Annotated in this window: 22 protein-coding genes, 1 tRNA gene and 1 pseudogene; 9 read left to right on the plus strand and 15 right to left on the minus strand. The window is 63.9% G+C overall.

Going from position 1 to position 22529, the window contains the following annotated elements; all coding sequences use genetic code 11:
• Positions 1-78 precede the first annotated feature (78 nt).
• Together EV663_RS13290 and EV663_RS13295 are read right to left on the minus strand one after the other, a co-directional pair.
• Positions 79-432 (minus strand): hypothetical protein, encoded by a 354-nt coding sequence (locus tag EV663_RS13290; RefSeq protein WP_132952664.1) that lies wholly within the window; start codon positions 430-432, stop codon positions 79-81.
• Between the two features lie 199 nt (positions 433-631).
• Entirely contained in the window at positions 632-1174 is a 543-nt protein-coding gene (locus tag EV663_RS13295; RefSeq protein WP_132952667.1) for a GNAT family N-acetyltransferase, read from the minus strand.
• 318 nt (positions 1175-1492) lie between these two features.
• Between EV663_RS13295 and EV663_RS15985 the strand changes: the two genes are divergently transcribed.
• A complete protein-coding gene (locus tag EV663_RS15985) occupies positions 1493-1615 on the plus strand; it encodes a hypothetical protein (RefSeq protein WP_279432547.1) in 123 nt (40 codons plus the stop codon).
• Between the two features lie 135 nt (positions 1616-1750).
• Here the strand turns inward: EV663_RS15985 and EV663_RS13300 are convergent, their stop codons facing one another.
• Positions 1751-2197: an iron-sulfur cluster assembly scaffold protein gene (locus EV663_RS13300; RefSeq protein ID WP_132952669.1), complete on the minus strand. Its 447-nt coding sequence runs from the start codon at positions 2195-2197 to the stop codon at positions 1751-1753.
• A gap of 66 nt (positions 2198-2263) precedes the next feature.
• On the opposite strand from EV663_RS13300, the gene hisI reads away from it, so the two are divergent.
• Positions 2264-2620 (plus strand): phosphoribosyl-AMP cyclohydrolase, encoded by a 357-nt coding sequence (hisI, locus tag EV663_RS13305; RefSeq protein WP_132952671.1) that lies wholly within the window; start codon positions 2264-2266, stop codon positions 2618-2620.
• A 25-nt stretch (positions 2621-2645) separates the two neighbouring features.
• Here hisI and gluQRS read toward each other — a convergent pair whose 3' ends face one another.
• The 3 genes from gluQRS to gyrA all read right to left on the minus strand — a co-directional run bounded on the left by gluQRS (position 2646) and on the right by gyrA (position 7741).
• On the minus strand, positions 2646-3506 hold the full coding sequence (gene gluQRS, locus EV663_RS13310) for a tRNA glutamyl-Q(34) synthetase GluQRS (protein WP_132952673.1): 861 nt from the start codon (positions 3504-3506) through the stop codon (positions 2646-2648).
• Positions 3499-4842 (minus strand): methylenetetrahydrofolate--tRNA-(uracil(54)-C(5))-methyltransferase (FADH(2)-oxidizing) TrmFO, encoded by a 1344-nt coding sequence (gene trmFO, locus EV663_RS13315; protein WP_132952675.1) that lies wholly within the window; start codon positions 4840-4842, stop codon positions 3499-3501. The genes gluQRS and trmFO overlap by 8 nt, the downstream gene beginning before the upstream one ends.
• Before the next feature lie 169 nt (positions 4843-5011).
• Positions 5012-7741, minus strand: a complete 2730-nt coding sequence (gene gyrA / locus EV663_RS13320) for a DNA gyrase subunit A (protein WP_132952677.1) — start codon at positions 7739-7741, stop codon at positions 5012-5014.
• Between the two features lie 261 nt (positions 7742-8002).
• Between gyrA and EV663_RS16075 the strand changes: the two are divergent.
• Positions 8003-8062 (plus strand): annotated as a pseudogene (locus EV663_RS16075) (hypothetical protein); the annotation flags it as partial.
• A 142-nt stretch (positions 8063-8204) separates the two neighbouring features.
• On the opposite strand, the gene EV663_RS13330 reads toward EV663_RS16075, so the two are convergent.
• Together EV663_RS13330 and EV663_RS13335 are read right to left on the minus strand one after the other, a co-directional pair.
• Positions 8205-8702 (minus strand): disulfide bond formation protein B, encoded by a 498-nt coding sequence (locus tag EV663_RS13330; RefSeq protein ID WP_132952679.1) that lies wholly within the window; start codon positions 8700-8702, stop codon positions 8205-8207.
• On the minus strand, positions 8699-9277 hold the full coding sequence (locus EV663_RS13335; RefSeq protein ID WP_132952681.1) for a YqaA family protein: 579 nt from the start codon (positions 9275-9277) through the stop codon (positions 8699-8701). The genes EV663_RS13330 and EV663_RS13335 overlap by 4 nt, the downstream gene beginning before the upstream one ends.
• A 118-nt stretch (positions 9278-9395) precedes the next feature.
• Here EV663_RS13335 and EV663_RS13340 point away from each other — a divergent pair, with 118 nt between their 5' ends.
• The 3 genes from EV663_RS13340 (at position 9396) to EV663_RS13350 (ending at position 11449) form a co-directional block, all read left to right on the plus strand.
• The gene (locus EV663_RS13340; RefSeq protein WP_132952683.1) at positions 9396-9974 is read left to right on the plus strand and encodes a TRAP transporter small permease; all 579 of its coding nucleotides are present in this window, start codon (positions 9396-9398) and stop codon (positions 9972-9974) included.
• Positions 9971-11323, plus strand: coding sequence for a TRAP transporter large permease (locus EV663_RS13345; protein WP_132952685.1), 1353 nt, complete (start codon positions 9971-9973; stop codon positions 11321-11323). Before EV663_RS13340 ends, EV663_RS13345 begins: the two co-directional genes overlap by 4 nt.
• A gap of 42 nt (positions 11324-11365) precedes the next feature.
• Positions 11366-11449: transfer RNA gene (locus EV663_RS13350), tRNA-Leu, on the plus strand.
• Positions 11450-11545: 96 nt separating this feature from the next.
• Here EV663_RS13350 and EV663_RS13355 read toward each other — a convergent pair.
• From EV663_RS13355 to EV663_RS13365, 3 genes are read right to left on the minus strand one after another with little or no spacing between them, the layout of a single operon-like run.
• On the minus strand, positions 11546-12589 hold the full coding sequence (locus EV663_RS13355) for a tyrosine-type recombinase/integrase (protein WP_132952687.1): 1044 nt from the start codon (positions 12587-12589) through the stop codon (positions 11546-11548).
• A complete protein-coding gene (locus tag EV663_RS13360; RefSeq protein ID WP_132952689.1) occupies positions 12586-12783 on the minus strand; it encodes a hypothetical protein in 198 nt (65 codons plus the stop codon). Before EV663_RS13360 ends, EV663_RS13355 begins: the two co-directional genes overlap by 4 nt.
• Before the next feature lie 3 nt (positions 12784-12786).
• On the minus strand, positions 12787-13152 hold the full coding sequence (locus EV663_RS13365) for a hypothetical protein (RefSeq protein WP_132952691.1): 366 nt from the start codon (positions 13150-13152) through the stop codon (positions 12787-12789).
• A gap of 318 nt (positions 13153-13470) precedes the next feature.
• Here EV663_RS13365 and EV663_RS13370 point away from each other — a divergent pair, with 318 nt between their 5' ends.
• The gene (locus tag EV663_RS13370) at positions 13471-14649 is read left to right on the plus strand and encodes a hypothetical protein (RefSeq protein WP_132952693.1); all 1179 of its coding nucleotides are present in this window, start codon (positions 13471-13473) and stop codon (positions 14647-14649) included.
• Between the two features lie 38 nt (positions 14650-14687).
• Here the strand turns inward: EV663_RS13370 and EV663_RS13375 are convergent, their stop codons facing one another.
• The 4 genes from EV663_RS13375 to EV663_RS13390 all read right to left on the minus strand — a co-directional run bounded on the left by EV663_RS13375 (position 14688) and on the right by EV663_RS13390 (position 19155).
• Positions 14688-15215, minus strand: a complete 528-nt coding sequence (locus EV663_RS13375) for a DUF6634 family protein (protein WP_132952695.1) — start codon at positions 15213-15215, stop codon at positions 14688-14690.
• A 63-nt stretch (positions 15216-15278) separates the two neighbouring features.
• Positions 15279-17321, minus strand: a complete 2043-nt coding sequence (locus EV663_RS13380) for an AAA family ATPase (protein WP_132952697.1) — start codon at positions 17319-17321, stop codon at positions 15279-15281.
• Positions 17322-17436: 115 nt separating this feature from the next.
• Positions 17437-18456 (minus strand): hypothetical protein, encoded by a 1020-nt coding sequence (locus tag EV663_RS13385; protein WP_243697966.1) that lies wholly within the window; start codon positions 18454-18456, stop codon positions 17437-17439.
• 174 nt (positions 18457-18630) lie between these two features.
• Entirely contained in the window at positions 18631-19155 is a 525-nt protein-coding gene (locus EV663_RS13390; RefSeq protein ID WP_132952699.1) for a hypothetical protein, read from the minus strand.
• A gap of 117 nt (positions 19156-19272) precedes the next feature.
• Here EV663_RS13390 and EV663_RS13395 point away from each other — a divergent pair, with 117 nt between their 5' ends.
• Entirely contained in the window at positions 19273-19461 is a 189-nt protein-coding gene (locus EV663_RS13395; RefSeq protein ID WP_132952701.1) for a hypothetical protein, read from the plus strand.
• A 257-nt stretch (positions 19462-19718) separates the two neighbouring features.
• Entirely contained in the window at positions 19719-21062 is a 1344-nt protein-coding gene (locus EV663_RS13400; RefSeq protein ID WP_132952703.1) for an MraY family glycosyltransferase, read from the plus strand.
• Positions 21063-22529: the final 1467 nt, after the last annotated feature.

A 22529-nucleotide genomic window follows, 5' to 3' on the forward strand; every position in this document is an offset into this window, starting at 1 on the left:
GAACGGCCATCCCCAAAGCCGGCTCGACGAACTGCTCCCGTGGAATTTCCGGCCGTCAAGCTGAAAGCCGGGTGACCGTCAGACGACGCTTACGAATTTGCGCAAAATCATTCGGTTCATGAGGCTGGAACCGTCGTTTTGCGCCTGATTCTCAATTAGCTCCCTAAGTTCCGCGACGTTTGCTTTGAAGACAACTGCTGGATCATCGGGGACGTCCCAATCTTCATCCCAATCTTCTGGGGGACGGTCATATCCAGGTGGGTCACAGGAAACTACGGTTTCGGGGTATTCCCTTAAAGTAATGTCGCAATGCGCAGGGCCCGCCCACACATCGCCATCGAAATATTGGCCGCAGTTGTCGCAGGAAAATTCCACTTCACCTTCCGAGACCATCTCGCTGGACTTTTCACCAGCGTAGTTCGGCTCAGGCACGTCAACTTCTAGGCGTACTTCGTGTTCACAAGTCGGACAAATGAAAAAAAACTCCGATCCCCATCGCTGAGCATTCCTCAGTTCGACGTCGATCTGCCGCGCGAAGGCCTGGCCTCAGCCGAGGCGTTCCAGCGCTGTCGGTTCGCGCCGCGCCGGCGCAGCACCCGGCAGGAAGGTGGAGTAGTCGCGGATCATCGGCCTACCAGAGCGCGGGGTCGTCGAAGGCGGCGACGCAAGCCGCAGGCCCGCGCAGCGGCGTCAGCGGCGCGTCGGTCAGGGACTGGGCGATCCAGCCCTGCGGCTGGTTTAGCGGTTGCGGCGCGGGCAGGTCGGCCTCCGTGACCGGCTCGAACCCGACGCGGCCATAGAAGGCCGGATCGCCATAGGTCACCGCGATGTCTACGCCCTCCTGCCTGAGCGCGTCGAGGCCGTGCGCGATCAGCCGCTGCCCGACGCCCTTGCCTTGGCGTTCTGTGGCGACCGCAACGGGGGCCATCAGGAAGACCGTGCGCGGATCGCCCGCATAGGTGAGGCGCGTGAAGAAGATGCCGCCGACGAGCGCGCCGTCCTGCCAGGCGGTGAACACGCGCAGATCCCCGGCGGGTGTCTCGGCGATCAGGCGGCGCGCGAGAGCACCTATCAGCGCGCCTTCCTCCGCCCCCTCGGCTGTGGTGAAGGTCGCGGCGAAAAGCGTCGCGATCGCCTCGGCGTGGGTTTCGTACTCCGGTGAATACTCTGTCATCATGCCTCCGTTGGCAGGTTTCGTCCCATGCCGTGATGCCTGGCGACATTGTATTTGGCGCGTCGCGCCTGGTCGAGCCTGATCGGCAGCTCGATGCCGCGGCACGGAAAGGCCAGATGTCAGGCGCGCATCGCACCACTGCGCTTGCCGCGGCGACGAGGACGGCCGATAGTTTTTGCATGATGAGCAAAAGACCGGGACGAACGGCTGTCTCGACGCATCCGCGGCCATCGTCAGAAGTTCTTAAAAAGTTCTTTACACGCGTTGCCAAAAATGAGAACAAAAATAGAACAAAGATGCAGACAGGGAGCTTTCGACATGCTGCACGACCTCATGGCCACCTTGACGAGATGCCAGGCGACGCTGTGGCAGGATGCGCTTGGCGCGGCCTGCCTGATGGTTTTGCTGTTTGCGGGGCTGCACCTGCCCGCGCTCATCTGATCGGTTTACTGCCCGTTGCCCTGGCATTGTCCGCGCCGCTTCCCCGGCGGTTTCACCCGGCTCCTGCCTTGCCGGGCGCTGTCCAGGGCGCCTGACTTGCCGCCGCCTCCGGTTTCCGGTGCGCGGCGGTTTTTTTCAGGTGGCGGCCGCGGCCGCTTCGATGGCTTCGAGTGCCGCGTCAAGGCAAAGCAGGATCGAGCCGTGCCGGTTCTTGTAGGCACGCGCGGGCGTCAGCACCTCAAGCGCCTCGAAGGGGGGCTCTGGAGTCGGCCCGGCCTCTGTCAGCATCGCCCGCAACTGGTCGCGCGCGGCGGCAACCTCGTTCCGGGTCCGCCCGACGATATGCGCCCCCACCACCGAGGCGGCCGCCTGACCCAGGGCACAGGCCTTGACGTCCTGTCCGAACCGGCTGACCTGGCCCCCGATCACATCCAGGTCAACCGTAACGGTGGACCCGCATAGCGGCGCGCGCTTGCGCACGCTGGCCATCGGATTGTCTAGCCGGCCATGGTGCGGGATATCGGCGGCCAGGGCGAGAATCCGTTGCGAATAGAGCTTGATGAGATCGGTCTCGGCGCTCATGGCGTTTCCTTCCTTCGGCATCCGGTCTAGATAGGCGCTGTGCGCCGGTTTTCAAAGGAGAGAGCGATGCCATTCGATCCGTCCACCCTGCGATACAACGAGGCTGGCCTGATCCCCGCGATCGCCCAGGACCGCACCGGCGCGGTGTTGATGATGGCCTGGATGAATGCCGAGGCCGTGGCGCGCACGCTGGAAACCGGGCGCGTCACATATTGGTCGCGATCACGGCAAGAATTCTGGATCAAGGGCGAGACCAGCGGTCATGTGCAGACCTTGGTCGAAATGCGCGTCGATTGCGACCGCGATTGTCTCTTGATGGTGGTTGATCAACAGGGTCCGGCCTGTCACACAAACCGGCGCAGCTGCTTTTACACCGCGATCCGTGACAGGGAAGAGGTCGTCATCATGGCCCCCATGGCCTGAACGGGTCTGTATCGAAACCGGGTGCCTACAGGCCAACCAGGGTGCGGATATCCGCCGGTGTTGCGCCGTCGGCGCGATAGGCCGCCACGGCGCGGGCTGCATCGCGTTTCGCCAGGCGTTTACCATTTTCGTCGAGGATAAGCCGGTGGTGATGATAGCGCGGTATCGGAAAGCCCAAAAGCGCCTGTAGCAGAACATGGATCTGGGTGGCCTCGAACAGGTCGTTGCCGCGCACGACCTCGGTAATGCCCTGGTGCGCATCGTCCACCACCACCGCAACGTGGTAGGAGGTGCCGATATCGCGGCGGGCAAGGATGACGTCGCCCACGCTCTCGACCAGGGTTGAGGCATCCAGCGCATGGTCCCCCGCATGGGCCGGTCCCGTTTCCCGGAAGCCGGGCAGGGCGCCCAGCCGGTCCAGCGCGCGCCTCATATCCAGCCGGATCGCATCCTCCGGCCCGGTCTCGGCCAGGGATCGTCCACGGCAGGTGCCCGGATAGACCAGACCATCGGGGCCTGCGACCGGCGTGCTTGTCTGTGGGGCCGACAAGGCCGCACGGATATCGCCCCTGCGACAACGGCAGGGATAGGTCAGGCCCATGCCCGATAACTTGGCCAGCACGGCGGCATAAAGCTGTCGGCGCAAGGATTGACGCAACGCGGGCCGAGGCCAGGCAAGGCCAAGCCAGGTCAGGTCCGTTTCGATCTGGGTCTCCCATTCGGGGCGCGAACGGGCTGTGTCGATATCCTCGATCCGCAGAAGGAACTCGCCGCCGCAAGCCTGAGCGCGATCAAATCCCGTCAGTGCGGAGAAGGCATGGCCAAGGTGTAACGGCCCGGTCGGCGAGGGGGCGAACCTTGTGCGGTAGACCCCGGTCTCAGCCATGGCTCAGCCAGTGGCCCCAATCGGCCTTGGCCCGGTCGGTATACGCCTTGTAACGGTCGCGCCGTCCCCGCCGCCCGCCCTTGAGGCCGGTGACGGGCGGGAACAGCCCGAAATTGACATTCATGGGCTGAAACGTTCTTGCCTCGGCTCCCCCGGTAATATGGGTCAAAAGCGCGCCGGTGGCGGTGGTCTCGGGCACCGGGGGCAGGGCGCGGCCCTGTAGGTCGGCCGCGGCAAGGCGCCCTGCCAAAAGGCCCATCGCGGCACTTTCGACATAGCCCTCGACGCCGGTGACCTGACCTGCAAAACGGATATGAGGATGCGAATGCAGGCGCAGTTCCCGATCCAGAAGCGTCGGCGAATTCAGGAAAGTGTTGCGATGTATGCCGCCAAGACGGGCAAAGCGTGCATTTTCCAGGCCCGGAATCATCGTAAAAACAGATTTTTGCGCGCCGTATTTCATCTTGGTCTGAAAGCCCACGATGTTATAGAGCGTGCCCAGCTTGTTATCCCTGCGCAATTGCACCACGGCATGGGGCTTGATGTCGGGCGCATGGGGATTGGTCAGGCCGACGGGCTTCATCGGGCCGTGGCGCAGGGTTTCGCGTCCCCTTTCGGCCATGACCTCGATCGGCAGGCATCCGTCAAAGTAACCCGCCGTTTCGCCCTCGCGGAACTCGGTCTTTTCGGCGGCCAGCAGCGCGTCGATAAACGCCTCGTACTGGTCGCGGTCCATGGGACAGTTCAGATAGGCGGTGCGCTCTTCTTCTGTCTCGCCCTTGTCATAGCGCGACTGGAACCAGGCGCGTGACATGTCCACGCTGTCGGCATGGACGATGGGCGCGATCGCATCGAAAAAGGCCAGCGCCTGGGTTCCGGTTGCGGCCAGGATCTCCGCCCCCAAGGCATCGGATGTCAGCGGACCCGTTGCGAAAATCCAATGACCATTCTCAGGAAGCGAAGTTATTTCAGATACTTCCACCGTGATCTTTGGGTGGTGTTTCAGTCTCTCGGTGACGGCGTTCGAAAATGCCTCGCGATCCACGGCCAAGGCGCCACCCGCAGGCAGGCGATGCGCATCAGCCATTTCCATGATCAGGCCATTCGCCTGCCGCATCTCCCAGTGCAGCAGGCCGACAGCGTTTTGTTCGCTGTCATCCGAGCGAAAGGAGTTGGAACAAACCATTTCCGCCAGGTTACCGGTCTGGTGAGCGAAGGTGCCGACAAGGGGACGCATCTCGTGGATCACCACGTCGATACCGGCTGTTGCGGCCTGCCACGCGGCCTCTGATCCGGCCAGCCCACCGCCAACGATATGAAGCGTGTTATCTCTCATGCTCGCGACTTAGGCCGGATCGATGCCGGAGGAAAGGGGCAGGCGGGCGAAACCCCGCAGGCTGGGCTCTTGCTGTCTCCGCGATCCGATGGCAGCGTCTGGCAGAGAGGGGCGGGCCGGCTGGGCCGGCCCCCGGATGCGCCCGAAGATGGAGGTGCCGATTCCCTCGCTATTCGGCGTCGTCGTCCTCTCCCTGGTCGGCGATCCAGGCAACCGACACGACCTCTTCGCCCGCCCCGGTATTGAACACCCGCACGCCGCCCGCGCTGCGCGAACGGAAGGAAATATCCTCGACCGGACAGCGGATCGACTGGCCAGTCGAGGTGGCCAGCATGATCTGGTCATCGATCTCTACCGGGAAACAGGCCACCAGCGGCCCCCCGCGCAATCCCTTGTCTATGGCCTGTACGCCCTGGCCGCCGCGCCCACGCACCGGGTAATCGTGACTTGAGGACAGCTTGCCCGTGCCCCGCGAGGTAATGGTCAGGATCAAATCTTCGGCTGCCGACATTTCGGCATAGCGGTCCTGGGACAATTGTCCGCCTGCGACAGTGTCCTCGTCCTCGTCGCTCTCCTCCTCCTCGGTCAGCCCGGCCATCAGGCGGCGCTGTTTGAGATAGGCGGTGCGTTCCTCGGAACTGGCATCGAAATGGCGGATCACGGACATCGACACGACGCGGTCATCCTCCAGCAGGCGGATGCCACGCACGCCGGTAGACTTGCGCCCCTTGAAGACGCGAACGTCCGTGGTGGGAAAGCGGATCGCGCGACCTTGCGCGGTCACCAGCATCACATCGTCGTCCTCGGTGCAGATCCGGGCATTTACCAGCGCCACGCCCTCGGGCAGGTCCATGGCGATCTTGCCGTTGCGCATCACATTGGTGAAATCGCTGAGCTGGTTACGCCGCACATCGCCCTGTGTCGTAGCAAAGACGATTTGCAGGTCGTCCCATTCCGTCTCGGCCCGGTCGACGGGCATGATCGCCGCGATCGAGACGCCCGCCGGAATCGGCAGGATATTCACGATCGCCTTGCCCTTCGAGGTGCGCCCGCCCTGTGGCAGGCGCCAGCATTTCAGCTTGTAGACCATGCCCTCGGTCGTGAAGACCAGGAGCGGCGTGTGCGTATTGGCCACGAAAAGCGTGGTGACAACGTCCTCTTCCTTGGTTTGCATACCCGACAGGCCCTTGCCGCCGCGGCGCTGTGCGCGGTACTCGGCCAGCGGCGTGCGCTTGATATAGCCGGACTGGGTGATCGTCACGACCATGTCCTCGCGCTCGATCAGATCCTCGTCTTCCATGTCGCCGGACCAGTCGACGACCTCTGTGCGACGGGGCACGGCGAACTGGTCGCGTATCTCGCGCAACTCGTCCGAGATGATTTCCATTATCCGCGCGCGCGAGCCAAGGATGTCGAGGTAATCCTGGATCTTGGCGGCCAAGGCCTCCAATTCGTCGGTTACCTCCTTGACGCCCAGTTGAGTCAAGCGTTGCAAGCGCAGCTCCAGGATGGCGCGTGCCTGTGCCTCTGACAGGTTATAGGTGCCGTCCTCGTTCATCTTGTGGGTGGGATCGTCGATCAGCCGGATGTAATCTGCGATCTCCGTGGCGGGCCAGTGGCGAGTCATCAGTTTGTCGCGTGCCTCGGCCGCGTCGGCAGAGCTGCGGATGGTGGCCACGACCTCGTCCACGTTGGACACGGCCACGGCCAGGCCGCACAGGATATGGCTGCGCTCGCGCGCCTTGCGCAATTCGAACGCGGTGCGCCTCGCCACTACCTCTTCGCGGAAATCGACAAAGGCGGTCAAAAAACCACGCAAGGTCAACTGTTCGGGCCGCCCGCCATTCAGCGCCAGCATGTTGCAGCCGAACGAGGTCTGCATCGGCGTGAATCGGAAAAGCTGGTTGAGCACCACGTCAGGCGTCGCGTCGCGTTTGAGTTCCACCACCACGCGCACGCCCACGCGGTCGGATTCGTCCTGGACATGGGCGATGCCCTCGATCCGCTTGTCGCGGGCGGCCTCGGCGATGCGTTCGATCATCGTGGCCTTGTTCACCTGGTAGGGGATCTCGTCCACGACGATGGCGAAACGATCCTTGCGGATCTCTTCGATACGGGTCTTGGCGCGGATGATGACCGATCCGCGCCCCTCCAGATAGGCCTTGCGCGCGCCCGAGCGGCCCAGGATCATCCCCCCGGTTGGAAAGTCCGGGGCAGGGACATACTCCATCAACCGTTCTGATGACAGGTCCGGGTCTTCGATCAGTGCCAGCGTTGCGTCGATAACCTCGCCCAGGTTGTGCGGCGGGATGCGCGTTGCCATGCCGACGGCGATTCCCTCGGCCCCGTTGACCAGCATGTTGGGAAAACGGGCGGGCAGGACCGTGGGTTCCAGGTCCTTGCCATCGTAATTGTCCTGGAAATCGACCGTGTCCTTGTCGATATCGGCCAAGAGCGCCTGCGCGGGTCTGTCCATGCGCACCTCTGTATAGCGCATGGCCGCGGGGCTGTCGCCATCCATCGAGCCGAAATTGCCCTGACCATCCAGCAGCGGCAGCGACATCGAGAAATCCTGCGCCATCCGCACCAGCGCGTCGTAGATCGCGCTGTCGCCATGGGGGTGGTATTTCCCCATCACGTCGCCAACGGGACGGGCCGATTTGCGGTAGGGCTTGTCGTGGGTATTGCCCGTTTCGTTCATCGCATAGAGAATACGGCGATGAACGGGTTTCAGGCCATCGCGCAGATCGGGGATCGCACGGGAGACGATGACGCTCATCGCGTAATCGAGATAGGAGGTCTGCATCTCCTGCTCGATGGCAATGGTGGGGCCGTCATAGGGCGCCCGTTCTGCGCTGTTTTCGTCTTTGTCGTCAGGGGTTTGCGGCGTATCGCTCAACTTTTCTGCGCCCTTTCGCGGCTACGCAATATATTGTTGCGCATACCTTATCAGAACCTTCATATGGGGTGCAACTGAGCATCGGCATCTACGTTGGCGGCCCCGCTATCTGAGTTCCAACCCATTGTTTTTATTGAAAAGCAATTCAGAAAAGGTGCCCTTTCCAAATGAGGAAAATGACGAGATGCAAGATCGCCAATTCGGAAATCGACCTTGTGCTATCGGGCGAGGGTTTTGCCCACCGCCGAGTTCTTTTGTCGGATGCACGATTGCCGAAATATCCTGAACGGTTTCACTTGGCAGGATTACGGCCTTGTGTCGGATCATTCCCGTCTGTTCGGTTTCGTCACGTTCTGGCAGGCGCGGATCGGGGGCGCTGCATTCGGTCAGGTTTACACGATGCAAGATGATCGCGCCGGGCAAGTGGCGCCACCTTTCGGGGCACTTGAGCCTGTACTGGCTTTCAGCCGTTCCAGGCCCAACGATCGGCCGGGCCGCGCATCAGCGCGGCGGCCCATAGCGCGGCCAGCGCCAAAGACGCCAGCGCGTTATAGCTGGCCATTGAAAGGCCGAGAAACTGCCAGGCGACCACGTCGCACATCACGACCGGTTCGGCGAGCGCCGGGTTCAGCAGATCTGCCCCCGACAGTCCCGAAAGCCTGCCGGCATCCCCGGTGCATGAGTCGGGCCCGGCCCACCAGTGCCGTTCTACCCCGGTGTGATAGAGACCCAGTCCCGCCGAGATCAGCATAGCCATGCCCCCCGCGACCGGCAGCATCCGTCCGCCTATTGCCAGCGCCCCCACCATCAGCAGGATTGCGCCCGCATGGGGCCAGCGTTGCCACAGGCACAGTTCGCACGGGGCAAGGCCGCCGAGATACTGATAGCCAAAGGCGGCCAGCAGGATCGCGGCCGATCCAAACCCGGCCAGTCCGATCAACCTGTCACGTGACGGAATCATAGGAATTTCACCGCGTAAAGTCCCCCGATCAGCAAGACCATGAAGGCCGTGAACAGCAAGCCGAGATAACGTTCGATAAAGATACGGATGGGTGTACCGAATTTCCACAAGAGCGCGGCGACCACGAAAAATCGCAGGCCGCGCGCAATCACGCTGGCCAGCATGAACACGCCAAGGTTCAGCCCCGTGCTGCCCGAAAGGATCGTGATCACCTTGTAGGGAAATGGCGTGATCCCCGCGATCAGCACAGCCCAGGCGCCATAATCGTTATAGCGGTTCCCGAATGCCTCGAAATAGGTCTCCTTGCCGTAGAATTCCAGAACGGGACGGCCGATTGTATCGAACAGGCCATGGCCGATGTAATAGCCTAAAAGCCCGCCCAACACCGACCCTGCCAGCGCCACGCCCGCGATCAACCAGGCGCGCGAAGGGCGGGCCAGGATCATCGGGATCATCACAACATCGGGTGGGATCGGGAAGACCGAGCTTTCCACGAAGGCAATGGCGAACAGCGCCCACAGCGCGCGCGGAGTGTCGGCCAGCGACATCGTCCAGTCATAAAGCCTGCGGATCATCCCGTCCTCCTGCCGTGCCCTGCTTGCATCACGCCGATTGCCGGCGGTCAAGCGGGCAAAGCGCTTGCAGGCAGGGCAGGGCGGGCATTACATGCGGTCCTGTTTGGCGAGGGGGCGCATGGGACTGGCACCGAGGGCAGAGGCGGCGGCGGGCCGGATCGCCGCGTCGCTGGCAGGCGGCATGGCGCTGGCGGGCGGGGCGATCCTGATCGCGATCGCCTTGCTGACCGTCGCCTCGGTCTCGGGGCGCGCGGTGCCGGGGTTGACCCCGGTCGCGGGCGATTTCGAACTGGTAGAGGCGGGAATCGCCGTTGCCGTTTTCTTTTTCCTGCCCTGGTGCCAGCTCAGGCGCGGGCATGTCTCGGTCGATATCCTGGCGATCCGGCTGGGACGGCGGGCGCAGGCGGTGCTGGGGTTTCTTGGCGATCTGGCGGTTGCGGTGGCGGCGCTGGTGATCCTCTGGCGGCTTTGGCTTGGCTTTGGCGAAAAGTTCCCCTACGGCCCGCAATATCTGCGTGACGCGCTTGGGATGGGCTACAAGCCGTTTTTCGCCGAAACCACTTACGAGCTTCAATTGCCGGTCTGGATTCCTTATGGTTTGGGGCTGATCGGCGCGGTGGGCTTTTTCCTCGTGGCGCTTTACACGGTCTGGCGCAGTCTCAACTGGGTGCTTGTTGGCGCGGAGGGGACGCCATGACGGGGGCTGAACTGGCGCTGGTGGTGTTCGCGGCGATGCTGTTGGCGATCTTCCTGCGGATGCCGGTCGCGGTCGCTATGGGTGCTGCGGGCTTTTTCGGAAGCTGGGCGGTGCTGGGCAGCCCCGCCGCGACGCTGAGTCAGCTCAAGACGCTGCCCTATGACACCTTCGCCAGCTACTCGCTGTCGGTGGTGCCGCTGTTCTTGTTGATGGGACAATTCGCTGCCCGCTCCGGGATGAGTGCGGCGCTGTTTTCCACCGCGGCCGACTGGCTGGGCCATCGGCGGGGCGGGCTTGCGATGGCCGCCGTCGGGGCCTGTGCTGGGTTCGGGGCGATCAGCGGTTCGTCGCTGGCTACTGCGTCCACCATGGGCAAGGTGGCCCTGCCCGAGATGCGCAAGCGCGGCTATTCGGATGCGCTGTCCACAGGGGTTCTGGCCGCGGGTGGCACGCTGGGCATCCTGATCCCGCCGTCGGTGATCCTGGTTATCTATGCGGTGCTTACCCAGCAGAACATCGCCAAGATGTTCGTGGCCGCCCTCGCGCCGGGGCTTTTGGCTGCGGCCGGTTACATCCTGTGCGTGGCGATCTATGTCCGTTTCGCGCCGGGGGCGGCGGGCGCGGCGCCGCGCGTGCCGCTGCGCCGACGTCTGCGCGGGCTGGTTGCGATCTTGCCCGTCGTTGCGATCTTTGCGCTGGTGATGGGCGGGATTGCGGCAGATTGGGATTGGTCGAAAGAGGGTGTCCAGGCGCTGTTCACTCCGACCGAGGGCGCAGCCTTCGGCGCGCTGGCCAGCGGGCTGTACGGGCTGCTTTGGGGGAGGCTGGGATGGGCAGGACTCGGGGCGGCGCTGCGGGAAACAGCGGCGACCACGGCGATGATCTTTTTCATCCTTCTGGGGGCACAGATCTTCGGCGCGTTCCTTGCATTGACCCAGACACCGCAGGCGCTGGCCGGCTGGGTCGATGGGCTGGCTGTCGGGCCTTACTGGGTGCTGGCGGCGATGTTGCTGAGCTATCTCGTGTTCGGCTGTATCATGGACAGCCTCAGCATGATCCTGCTGACGATCCCGGTCTTCTTTCCGATCGTGATGGGGTTGGACCTGGACATGCCGCCCGAAGAAATCGCGATCTGGTTCGGTATCCTCGCGCTGATCGCGGTAGAGGTGGGGTTGATCACCCCGCCCGTGGGGCTGAACCTTTTCATCCTGAACGGTCTGGCCCCCGACATCCCGGTCGCGCGCACCTATCGCGGGGTGTTACCTTTCGTGGCCTCTGATCTTGTTCGCGTCGGGCTGCTTTTGGCCTTTCCAATTCTGTCGCTCGGGTTGGTTCGGCTGCTGTTCTGAGATTGACCGCCCCTCGGCGGCACGCTAGACCCATCCCACCTGGCCCGAGTGGCGGAATGGTAGACGCAGCGGATTCAAAATCCGCCGCCGTAAGGCGTGGGGGTTCGAGTCCCCCCTCGGGCACCAGGCTGAAATCGCAATGACTTTTTCCGTATTGCACTCTGCGGATACTCTGCCACGTTGCAGTCATTCACACACCCTATTCACACATTCCTGTTCTGTTCACGTTCTGCCCCGGCGCTCTTGGGCGGATCGGCTGAGGCGCTTTTTGCTGGCCTTGGTCCGGTAGTACGCGACCATCTGGGCCGACTGCCCCGTGACGGCTTGGATCTCTGCGTCGCTTGCCCCGGCCTCGGCCAGCTCAATGATCGCCAGCTTGCGCAAGCCGTGCAGGCTGTAGGGAGATGCGCGCTCGCCCAGCGATTGCCGCCACGCCCGAAAGGCCCGCTCGATCGCATGGTATCCTTGCGGCTCCGTCAGGTTTTTCGGCAGGACATGGATACCTCGGGCGGGCAGGGCGTCGACGTAGGCGCTTAGGAAGGGTGGGCAGTAGACCTCGAGTTCCTGGTCACCCTTCTCGTCGCGGACGGTCATCCACTCGCCCTGAAACTGGTCGCGCCGCATGGTGATGGCCGCGCTCGGGCGCTGGCCGGTGCCAAGGATGAGCCGCGCGGCGGTCTGCACCCGCTCCGGCGCGGTATCGAGGGCCTTGACCATCCATGCGGGCCATGGATCATAGGGCTTGGCGGGCTTGTATTTCGCCAACCCGGCCGCTGGATTCTCGCCCAGCGGCCAATCCAGTTCCCGGCGGGCGTAATTCCATAGGATCGAGACCGTCTGTGCATAGCGCGCGGCCTTGCGCGGGGTGTCGGACAGCTTGCCCACAGCGGCGCGGACGGCCGCCCGGGAGGTCTTGCGCATATCCTTGCCGGCGTTTTTTTCGCAGATCTCATCCATGACGCGCCAGTAATCGGCCTTTGTCTTGGCGGCCAGTCTCCTTTGGACAGTCGGGTCTTTGCGCCACGCCAGAATGCACTCGCCCCAGCTATAGCACGCGGGGTGCTTCTGCTGGTCGTGCTGGCCGCTCTGCGCGGCCCAATAGAGTTCGTCCAGCCGCTCGGCGTTGCCCTGCCAGTCCAGCTTTATCTCGCGTGCCCGCCGCTTGACTCCGTCTGTCCATGTGATGCGGTGGAACGGTGTCCAGGCTTTTCCGGTCCAGCGCCAAACAAGGCGGGGCTTAGTGATGCGGGGTTTGGGCGGCCTCATAACTCGAAATCCTCATTCGGCTTTGCGGCCTCTCCGGACAGGATGGCCTGCAATTGATCCACGCGCCAGCGCTCCAAGCCTGCGATTCGCGTGGGCGGCGGCAGCGCACCATCTGCGACTAGCCGCCGAAACTGCGTCGGCGGCATGTCCAGCATTTGTGCGGCGGTGATGTCGCGGACGGCGAGGCGCTGCATCGGTCAGCTCTCCACTCCTTTCCGCTTGGCCAACAAGAAAGCTGTATGTTCAGCGGTAATTTCCTGATCTCCCGCGTAAATGGCTTTAGCCAGACTGGCGCGATACATTTCGAAACCTTCCCGAGCAGTGCCAACGTTCAGCCTCAAGCACCCCATGAGAAACGATTTGGCGCGGTGCTGAACGCGAAAACTCCAGACGCAAGCCGGAAAAGGCTTTCGGCACATCTTTTGCATGCCATCTTCCTGACTGTACCGGCGTGACGCGAGGGGGACGGTGGCGGGAACGCCCGCCTTGATGAGCGCGACGCTTGCGGTTGCGCGGTCCACCTTCAAGCGTGTGGCAAGCTGGGAATGGGTTACATAATTCATAGCGCTCTCCACGTTGGGGGCTGCCGGTCGACATCGGAGAATGGGGGGTAGTCTAGAACCTCCACCTCGCCGCCGAGACTAGTGGAGAGCATCGTTGTTTTTCGCATCGATTCCTCGCGACATCCCCATGGATTTGGACAACTGATCTAAAAATTGGACAAATTGGATCAATTATCAAGAGTGCGAGTCAAAATTCTTGTCTTTCACGCTAAGAGTCCCGCTCTAGTCGCTTTTTTCGTATTTCTTGGACATCGACTGGCACTTTCACAGTCTTCGATGTAATATCCAAAATTTGGGCAATCGCGAAGGAGTTACCAAGTGACGCTTCAAGACGATGCGGAAGAGAAGCTTAATGCGCTGTCGCGTGAAGCTGCGGATAGCTGGCTCGAGATCGGCCGCGTGCTGCTCGAACTCGAAGCGCTGTCGCGAACCGCTCCTGCCGGCAAGAGCTGGATCGACATGTTGCGCGAGCGACTTGATGAACTCGATGCGCCGGTATCGATCGGACACATGCACAAGATACGCCGGGCCGCGGCCTTTCTGCATCAGCATGCGCCAGAGACGCTGGAGGTGGGCTCCTCCACCCCTCCCCGGATATCTTCGGTTGAAATTGCCGAGCGCCTGTATCGTCTCGATCCCGATGCCGGCCTGCGCGCCCTCGCAGATGCTACTGCGGCCAATCCGGTCCCTTATGTCGAACTCAAGAAAATGTATGATGCAGCGCTCGAGACGCGTCCCGAGATGAAGAGCCCGCGCCAAGTGGCTTGGGAGGCGAGGAAGAAAGCCGTCCCTGCGCCGGATCAGGCGGCTCCTTCCGTTTCATCAGAAGACAGCGCCGACGAGCAGACCTCGGCTCAGGAAAGCGGACCGCCGAAAAAGTTTCAGAAAAAGCTGGAAGGCCTACTCTCCAATGTCTGGAAAGATGGTTGGCAGGCTGCAAAACAGCAAGATGCAGCAGAAAACGACGCGTTACGGTCGCGGATCCAGAAGCTCGAAGGGCAACTCGAAACCGTGACCGAAGCAGCGCGAGGTCATGGAAGGCTGTCGCATGAGATTATCAGGAAAGCGGCCGCTCTCTTGCGTGATGCACCCGATCTCTTCATTTATGCACCACCGATCATGGACCCTTTCCTTGATGGCATTTTCAGGTCCGCTTTTCCGAAGGCAGACGTTTCACTTCCCATGAAGCCTCAGATCCAGGAACGGCGCAGTCGTATTGGCCGAACAGCCAATCTCTTCACCGCAGGTGATGCAGCGCTGGTATTGGGGCTCTCGAACCTGCCCGAGGGATACGATTTCGAAGCGATCTTTCAGCATGCAAAGGAGCGGGATGTCGCCATGATCGTATTGCAGGCTGTTCCATTCGAAATCCCGCAGCCGTGGGTGCGAAATGTGTTTTCCCTCGGTTTGACCTCGCAAGACCATGATGCGATCGCTGCAATCCGTCTCGCAGCAGCCGTGGCAGATATTCGTGTGCGCGCCGCGAAGCCCGGTTGATGCTGGCCCCACGCGACCGAAACCTTCAGGCGCGGAGGCTAGAGCCAGGGTTCGATGATCCTGGAGCGCGGACCGATGACCCCGTCCCGTTTCAGATCATCGAGGACGCCACGGTCGTATTGCCCGAGCTGGTAGAACCGGCTCCAGGTGCGCGCCCAGCCCATCTCCGGGCAAAGCTGGCAATAGGGGGAGGTGAAAATCCGGGCATTCAGACGCAGGCGCGGGTGGCCCGTGACCCGGCCAAACAGCCGGGGGAACGGGTCCATCAGCCCGGCGCACCAGTTCTCGAGAAGGGGCGCATCGCGCAGATCCTCTTCGCCTGGCGATTCCGTGCTCAGGCGTTCGATGTAATCGAGGAACGCGTCCAGAAGGTGGTCGCCGCTCACGTGATCGCGCTCCCGCCCGGGCATGAATTGCCTATCCCGATAGTCCGGCAACAGGAGCGCCAGGGTGGCCAGGGGCGGCGTTCTTGCTTGCAAGAGGGCGAGCGGGTCCAGCGTGGCGCGCAGATCGGCGATGGCTTCAAGCAGCGGGGCGCGGGGATTGAAGGACATGGGGATCGTCATATCGTGTCTCCTGGGGGCTGTGGGTCATGGGTGTTGAGAAACTCTCAGGGGGTGGCCGGGTCTTCATCCTGGATCGACGGCGCGGTACCTCCCCGGCAACAAGGCCGTGAGGGCCGGGCCGGCGAGTTCTCGTTCCCGTTCCAGCACCTCGGCGATGCGCAGGAGGTCGGCGAGGTGGGCGTCGAGCAAGGCGGTGGCCCGGGCCTCGGCCGCGCGGAGATGGCGGTTCAGGCGGGCGCGCAGGGCGGGGTCGAGGGCGAGGGCCTCCAGATCGCGCGGCAGGGGCTGCCAGGCGGACCCCATGCGGCCCATGCCCCATTGCAGCTCGATCCGGGCGGCCAGCTGCGTGGCCTGGGCCAGGTCGCTGTCCGGTCCCTCCCCGGCGCCGCTGGAGGGGGTGCCCAGCACCAGCTTTTCGGCTGCGCGGCCGGCGAGGTGAAGGGCCAGCATGTCCTCGGCGCTGGCGCGGGTATGGAAGATCGGCTCGGGCGCAAGCACGGCGCCGCCCTGGGGCGAGACCTGCACCGAGCGCGCGGCCGGCAGGTCCAGCAGGTGGGTTACCAGCAGGTGCCCGACCTCGTGCAGGGCGATGCGGCGCAGAGCGCCCTTAGGAACCGGGGGCCGCAGCCGGGCCGCGGCGGTGCGCAGATCGGCCAGGCGGACCGCCCGCTCCGCGCCGCGGGCCATTGCCGCGGCCTGGCGGGCCAGGGCCACGAGATCGGCGCCGGTCAGCCCGACCAGATCGCGGGCCTCGGCGGCGAGCTGCTCGGGGGGCAGATCGGGCAGATGCGCGGCGAGGATTGCGGCAATGCCGTCCTTGTCCGGCAGCCCGATGAGGATCTTGCGGTCGAACCGGCCCGAGCGGACCACCGCCGGGTCGATCCGGTCGGGATGGTTGGTGGCGCCGATCACGATGACGCCCGTGGCCGCGTCGAGCCGGGAGAGCTGTTCCAGCAAGCCGTTGACCACGGAGGCCATGTAGCGCTCGTTGCGATCCCGTCCGCCGCGGCTGTGGAAGCTGTCCATCTCATCGAGGAAGAAGACCGCGGGCGCCGCGGCGATGGCGGCCTCGACATGGCCGTTTAGCGCCGCCAGCATGTCGCCCATATGCCCCTCCTTCTGGCATTCGGAGAAGCTGGTGGCGACCAGCGGCACCTCGAGGGATCCGGCCAGGGCGGCGGCGGCCATGGTCTTGCCGGTGCCGGGGGGGCCGTAAAGCAGGATACTGGACGGGACCCGGCCCCAGTCCAGCGCCCCCGTGCGCCAGGCAGCCACGTCCCTGACAAGCCCCTCCAGCTCGGCCACCAGGGCGGGTAGGCCCTTCACATCGGCCAGGGTCGTCCGGGGCGCCGTGGTCGCCCCGGTGGCGGCAATCCGGCCCAGCCGGTCCAACACCGCCTCCGGGGTCGGGGCGGCGAAGGCGATGTCGAGATGCAGGGGCGTGAGGTGCCGCAGGAGGTCGGGGGCGGGCAGTGTTTCCGGGATTCTGGCCCCGCGATGGGTCAGGGGGAGCAGGGCGGCCAGCATCTCCGGGGCCAGGGGCGGCAGGACCCGCGTGGCCGCCAGCAGGGGGCGCAGTTCCTCGCCCAGGGCGCTTGCATCCGGGGCGATGGCCAGCACGGCGTGGCCTGCGCGCAGGGCGGTGGTGGTGCTTTCCCGGAATGCAGCCCGGCTGCGCGCGATCTCGGAGCGCAGGTCGCCGGGGCGGCGCAGCCCGACGATCCTGGCGCCGGCACGGCCCCCGGCCTGTAGCGCGTCGCATGCGGTGCGCGCAAGCTCCAGCAGGTCGGTGGGGACGATGAGCAGGACCAGCGTTCCGGGCGCTCCCACGGGCGCGTCCTCCAGGGCCCGGGCGACACGCAGGATCAGCGCCAGCGTTCCGGCAATGGGTGTCTCCACCCGCCGCCGGTCGCCGGAGGCGGGTGCTGGCAGGAGCGGAATGGTCCATTCGTCCGCGATCTTCGCGTCCGACTGGGCCATGAGATCATCGACGGTGGGCAGCACATCGGCCTTGGTGCCCCGGGCGGCGGCGCGGATCTCGCGGGCGACGCGGGCGCGGGCCGCGGCCAGGCCGGGCAGGGCGGAGGGGGAGGACGAACTGGACATGGGGCAGCCTCCTGTTCCGGGAACAGACGAAAAGTGGAAAAAATGCGGGGCGTGCTGGAGGGCAGGGCGGGGCCACCCGGGCCGGGCACACAGGCCCGGCCCGGGTGCATCCCGTTCAGGCCGCGCGGGCACCGTCGGGCGAGGCGATGTCGCGGGCGATCCGGGTCAGCACGCGCTCTATCTCGGGCAACAGCCAGGGCGTGTAGATCTCGCTCACAACTTTGATCTGCCCGGCATAAAGCTTGGGCGGGATCACCGCCTGGGGAAAGCGGCGGCCCAGCTCGGCATGGGCGCGCTTCTCGGCGGCGCAGGCCGCATGGCCGGTGGGCATCGCCAGCAGGCGCAGGAAGGTGACCTGTGCGTCTTCCGGCAGGCCCAACTGGTGGCGGAACCGCTTCTCGGGATTGGCGCTGTAGCCCAGCTTGAGCACCGTCCGGCCGGCCCGGGGCAGGGTGATGCGGGCAAGATAGATGGTGGAGGGCTTGGCGGTCCAGCTCTCGCCGCAGGTCGCGCAATCGCACTGGCCCCAGGACATGTTGGTCACGGCAATGCGCTGCTCGTGGCCGCAGGCATCGTGCCGGTAGAGGCGGTAATTGGGATTGCCCAGCGGGTCGGGACCGAGGCGGGTCCAACCCTGGCGCCGCGCTTCGTTCTCTTCGCGGGCCTGCAGGCAGGTCTCGCAGCGGATCGCCGTCTTGCCCGCGGCGGCTCGCTCGATGATCTCGAACTGGCGGCGCACCTCGTGGCCGCATTCCGGAATGCGATAGCGCCCGTAATGGCGGTCTTCGGGATCGCGGCCGAGATAGACCAGGCCGGCATCCTGGGCTGCGCTCCGGCGCCGGATCTCGGCGCAGCCCGCGCAGGCGGGTTGGGCGGTGCGCAGGGTGAAGGCCTTGTGCACGGTCACCGTGCCGCAGACCCGGCATTCCAGCGCGAGGTGATAGCGGTCGCGCACGCGGGCGAGGATGTTGAAACCCTTGGCGTGGGCGGTCTTCTGCCAATGGTCCGGAATGGGGCCGTTATAGGTGACGGCCCAGGTCTCTGCCGGGACATGGGCGGAGCGGCGGGGAACATGGAGGGTACGGCCGTCAAGGGAAACGGGCTGGAAGGCGGGGGAGGCGGGCGTCTTGCACATGGCAGGATCCTTTTGAACAGGGGGCAAGGGCCAGGCGCGCGGGGCGCGCCCGGTGGGGCCGGGCTTGTCCGGACAGGGACCGATCCCGGAAAACCGCGGGACAGACCGCTCCGCTCACCCGGGACAAACGAGCACCGGGTGCGGATGGTCAGGTCGGTCCGGAAAAGGGACGTGTCAGGCCGCCATCACGGCGCCCGCGGGGGGCAGGTCGCCGGGGCCGTCGCCCAATGCGTCAGGCTCCAGCACCGCGTGGACGGCGGCCAGCACATGGGCCGCGCGGCCCAGGGTGCGGTTCACCATGCCGGCCACGGGCGTGGCGCCGGGGCACTTGAAGACGGGCAGCTGCATCTGGACCTGCTCGATCAGCTGGGCGCCGGCGCGAGGCGCCTCCAGCCCGAGGGCCAGCCGGAACATCAGGGCCATCTGCTGCAGCGGGCGATCCTCGTCCCGGGCGGGATGCATCGCCAGCACGGCCTCGGCCGTCGCCCCGGCGGCCTGCCAAGCGCGCTCGGCCGCCTCGGGCCAATGAGCCACCGCAGGATCCCAGGGCTCGACCCCGTCGAGGTCGCGCTCTGCGGCCACCGCCGCCTCGGTCAGCGCCAGCAACTCGGTGAACCGCCGCGAGATCGCCGTATGCGCCGCGAACACGGCACCGCCTTCATTCCCCGGCGCAGGGGTGGTAAGCACAGTGTCAGCCATGTCGATGTCCTCCATAAGTGTCATCGGTGTGGTCAGGGCCTTGGCGAGGGCGGCCACCCTTGCCTTGGCTCATCATAATAAATAACATTAAAAAACATCAAGTCAAGAGGGTAAGTGATGAAAAAGCCCGGTCGCCCAAAAAGGGACACAGAGGCGGTCACCATACGCTTTCATCGCGATACCTTGGCGGTGATCGACGCCTTGTGTGAGCAAGCGCCTGATTGCCCCACGCGCCCGGAAATGATCCGACGCATGGTGAATCAGGTTCTCGAAGTGGACCGGAAGGACAACGAGGGCTCGGCTTGAGGTGATCGGCACGCTTCGGTGTTCAAGGACGGCCATGAGAGCCGGGTTCCGGTCATCGAAAGGGCGAGCGTTGTTCCGGACATCGGCCAGAAGGAACGGCCCATCACGGCCTTCCACCTCGGACACTATCGCCGCAGTGCAGCTTCCCCAGAACGGACATTCTCCGCAGGCGCAAGATCGGCTCTCAGTCGAGTCTCCATGGCGCCGGAGTTCTTGCCTTTACAGTTCACCCCTGGTCGGCGGGAGGCAGCCCTTCTATGGCGTTCGTGCAGGGCCTAGAGCTCGCTCGGCTGCAGGCGCGAATTTCCACGGACCAACTCACGATAGCGGACACTCGGCAGGGTCACCCTACTTTTCATTTCCGCCCCACGCTGACCATTTGGTCGGCCCGGATACGCCCATGGCTACATGGGAGGGGAGTAAAAAATCACTTTGAGAATCAAAAAAACCCGATACTATGCTATCGCGCTGTTAATTTACTCAATGTGAAAGTTTTTTTCATGGGGCCCCTTGCGCCAGTCTGGCTTGCAACCGTGGTGTTCGCGATTTCCGCGATGATGGTCGGCTTGATGGTTGGCACGCGAGGGGTGCATGTCGCGGTCACGACACGAGGCCATGATCTTCACGCGATCCAGGCCGCCCACACCCGTCCGACACCGCGCGTCGGAGGTCTTGCGGTGGTTGTGGCCATATGCTGTGCATTGCTGCTGGGAATTCCGAATTTTCCAAAGGACCGGGCGTTGCTCTTCATCGCGAGCCTGTTGCCCGTTTTCATCGCCGGACTGGCCGAGGATCTCGGGTACCGCGTCAGCCCGCGCGGGCGTCTTTGGGCCGCAGCGCTGTCGTCCATGGTCGTGGTCTTTTTCATGGGGGATTGGATCACGGAAAGCGGGCTGCCGGGTGTTGACCTGCTGCTGGCCTTCGCGCCTTTCGCGATCCCCGTCACGATCCTCTGGACGACGGGGCTCTGTCATGCGTTCAACCTGATCGATGGTGTCAATGGGCTGATGGGCGGTGTTGCGCTGATGATCGCGCTCGCTCTTGCATTCATGTCCCATGATGTCGGCTATCAGCCCGTCATGGTCACCTCTCTCGCGGTTGCGGCGGCTCTCGCGGGGTTCCTGATGTTCAATTTTCCTAAGGGCCAGATCTTCATGGGCGATGCGGGTGCCTATACCGTCGGCCATGTTCTGGCCTGGCTCGGGATATTCCTCGCGATTCGCAGTGAAGAGATCGCGGGGATCTCGGTTGCGTTGCTGTTCTTTTGGCCGGTGGCTGACACTTTCCTGGCCATTTACCGGCGTCGGGCTTCCGGACGTCGGCATGACCAGCCCGATCGTCTGCATGTCCATCAGTTGGTGATGCGGGGGCTTGAGATCGTCCTGCTTGGTCGGGGCAGGCGTCATATTTCCAATCCGTTAACCGCCGTCGTGTTGATGCCTCTGGCGGGCATGCCGGTTCTTGCGGGGGTCGTTTTCATGGATCGGCCCATTTGGGCTGCGCTGTCGGTTCTGATATTCGCGGTCCTGTTCGTGCTCGCCTATCGGCTGGGCATGGCCTATGTGCGCCATGGGCGGCGCGGCCGCGCCGGTCGCAATTGAGCGGAATGGCCCTCAACCGGCCGGACAGGACCGCGCGCTCCAAGGTTCCTGCTCGGTCAGCTCCGCCGCGGTAACGCCTCGAGCCAACGCAACCATTTCGGCATCGCGCGCGTGCGGCGGGCGGGACAGTCCCTTCCCTGACGACAATTCCCGGTGCAAGGGGGGCAAGAGCCTACGTCGTTGCCAAGCGTAGAGGTCTCTGGCGCTCGCCTGGTGACGGTCCCGCCCCGTGCCCGCGTCGCGGTCTCGCCTTGCTTGTGGTGGTCCATGTCCGGTTTCTCCTGTGGGCGGGCATGCGTCCTGACGAAATTCCCATGATCTTTCGTTCGGCGTTTCTCGTGCGTTGATACAACTTCCAATTGCACGTGCGTGCCCCAGCCACCTTGTCATGAAGGGTTGCATTAGTCTTTTGCAAATTCGGTGCCAAGACTGCCGTGCGACAGGGGTGAATATCGAATTCCCCAAAACGATGGTCCAGACGTGAATCGTGCACCTGGTGCGCCATTTGGGTCCTGATCTGGAGGAACAACTCGGCGTCTCCCCCGATGACAGGCAGGGCGCAGTCCGCCGGAGATGAGGAATTATGAGAGGTATTTCCGAGCTTTGTGCGCGCCTTCTGCCGCGGGGGCAGTCAAAAAAGGGCCATGCCCTGACTTGGGGGGAAAAGGCATGGCCCCAAGTATCGAGCGACTCTACAAATTACCTTGCAGATAGTAATGCTCGGCGGGCAAGGCGTCCAGGGGCAAGCTGGAACCCGCTAGGGCAGCGTAGCGTCTGCGCCGTTCCGGGCAAGCGAAAATAAGAGGTAATATTTTGTAATTATGAGAAAAGATTCAGGGTTTCTCGAGGGAAGATCAGGGGGGTGGCTGGGTGGCTGACAGAGATGAAACGTTTCAAGATTAAATTATCAAAGCGATAATAAAATTCTCGCAGCCTCCCCGCGCAGAACCGGTTCAGAGGCGCGACGATATGGCGATGGTTTCCGACAGCCGGCCCTGTTGCCGCCTCTGGCCGCACCAAGCGGCGCAGGCTGTCAGCGCCCGTTGGAATAGGCGCGATCCATCTGGCCGGGCAGGGTGGGGCGGCGGTCTCTGTCGCGGTTTCGGAGTTTATATCGCCCGGGCGGGTGGACCCGCAGGCCCCATGGTGCAGGTTGATCTGGTTGGGTCTGAAAACCAGCCGTGCAGCCATTCGGCAAGCAATAGACCGAGTTTTGTCGCGATCCCACAACACTGGCCGATGTCACCTCCGCGCAAGGAGGGCGGGCGGCCCCAAAAGAAATTGTCGGGCCCCCGGCCGGAAGCGCCAACGGCGCTTGGGATCATTCTCGTTCAAGGTTGCCGGCCCTGGGGCCGCTACCCGGTCCGCGGCGCGCGTCGTGATGTCTCTTGCATTGTTTCCTGGCAGGTCAGTGATGAGCTGACCGGCCCTGCGGTCGATGATCGGATTTGTGCCGCATCATCTCGT

Source organism: Rhodovulum bhavnagarense (assembly GCF_004343505.1).
In the GTDB taxonomy this organism is placed as follows: Bacteria; Pseudomonadota; Alphaproteobacteria; order Rhodobacterales; family Rhodobacteraceae; genus Rhodovulum; species Rhodovulum bhavnagarense.

Excerpts from the sequence above, each read along its gene's own strand:
- EV663_RS13295 (WP_132952667.1), bottom strand. The coding sequence starts at position 1,174 with ATGACAGAGTATTCACCGGAGTACGAAACCCACGCCGAGGCGATCGCG.
- EV663_RS15985 (WP_279432547.1), top strand. The coding sequence starts at position 1,493 with ATGCTGCACGACCTCATGGCCACCTTGACGAGATGCCAGGCGACGCTG.
- EV663_RS13300 (WP_132952669.1), bottom strand. The coding sequence starts at position 2,197 with ATGAGCGCCGAGACCGATCTCATCAAGCTCTATTCGCAACGGATTCTC.
- hisI (WP_132952671.1), top strand. The coding sequence starts at position 2,264 with ATGCCATTCGATCCGTCCACCCTGCGATACAACGAGGCTGGCCTGATC.
- gluQRS (WP_132952673.1), bottom strand. The coding sequence starts at position 3,506 with ATGGCTGAGACCGGGGTCTACCGCACAAGGTTCGCCCCCTCGCCGACC.
- trmFO (WP_132952675.1), bottom strand. The coding sequence starts at position 4,842 with ATGAGAGATAACACGCTTCATATCGTTGGCGGTGGGCTGGCCGGATCA.
- EV663_RS13330 (WP_132952679.1), bottom strand. The coding sequence starts at position 8,702 with ATGATTCCGTCACGTGACAGGTTGATCGGACTGGCCGGGTTTGGATCG.
- EV663_RS13335 (WP_132952681.1), bottom strand. The coding sequence starts at position 9,277 with ATGATCCGCAGGCTTTATGACTGGACGATGTCGCTGGCCGACACTCCG.
- EV663_RS13340 (WP_132952683.1), top strand. The coding sequence starts at position 9,396 with ATGGGACTGGCACCGAGGGCAGAGGCGGCGGCGGGCCGGATCGCCGCG.
- EV663_RS13345 (WP_132952685.1), top strand. The coding sequence starts at position 9,971 with ATGACGGGGGCTGAACTGGCGCTGGTGGTGTTCGCGGCGATGCTGTTG.
- EV663_RS13355 (WP_132952687.1), bottom strand. The coding sequence starts at position 12,589 with ATGAGGCCGCCCAAACCCCGCATCACTAAGCCCCGCCTTGTTTGGCGC.
- EV663_RS13360 (WP_132952689.1), bottom strand. The coding sequence starts at position 12,783 with ATGCAGCGCCTCGCCGTCCGCGACATCACCGCCGCACAAATGCTGGAC.
- EV663_RS13365 (WP_132952691.1), bottom strand. The coding sequence starts at position 13,152 with ATGAATTATGTAACCCATTCCCAGCTTGCCACACGCTTGAAGGTGGAC.
- EV663_RS13375 (WP_132952695.1), bottom strand. The coding sequence starts at position 15,215 with ATGACGATCCCCATGTCCTTCAATCCCCGCGCCCCGCTGCTTGAAGCC.
- EV663_RS13380 (WP_132952697.1), bottom strand. The coding sequence starts at position 17,321 with ATGTCCAGTTCGTCCTCCCCCTCCGCCCTGCCCGGCCTGGCCGCGGCC.
- EV663_RS13385 (WP_243697966.1), bottom strand. The coding sequence starts at position 18,456 with ATGTGCAAGACGCCCGCCTCCCCCGCCTTCCAGCCCGTTTCCCTTGAC.
- EV663_RS13390 (WP_132952699.1), bottom strand. The coding sequence starts at position 19,155 with ATGGCTGACACTGTGCTTACCACCCCTGCGCCGGGGAATGAAGGCGGT.
- EV663_RS13395 (WP_132952701.1), top strand. The coding sequence starts at position 19,273 with ATGAAAAAGCCCGGTCGCCCAAAAAGGGACACAGAGGCGGTCACCATA.
- EV663_RS13400 (WP_132952703.1), top strand. The coding sequence starts at position 19,719 with ATGGCGTTCGTGCAGGGCCTAGAGCTCGCTCGGCTGCAGGCGCGAATT.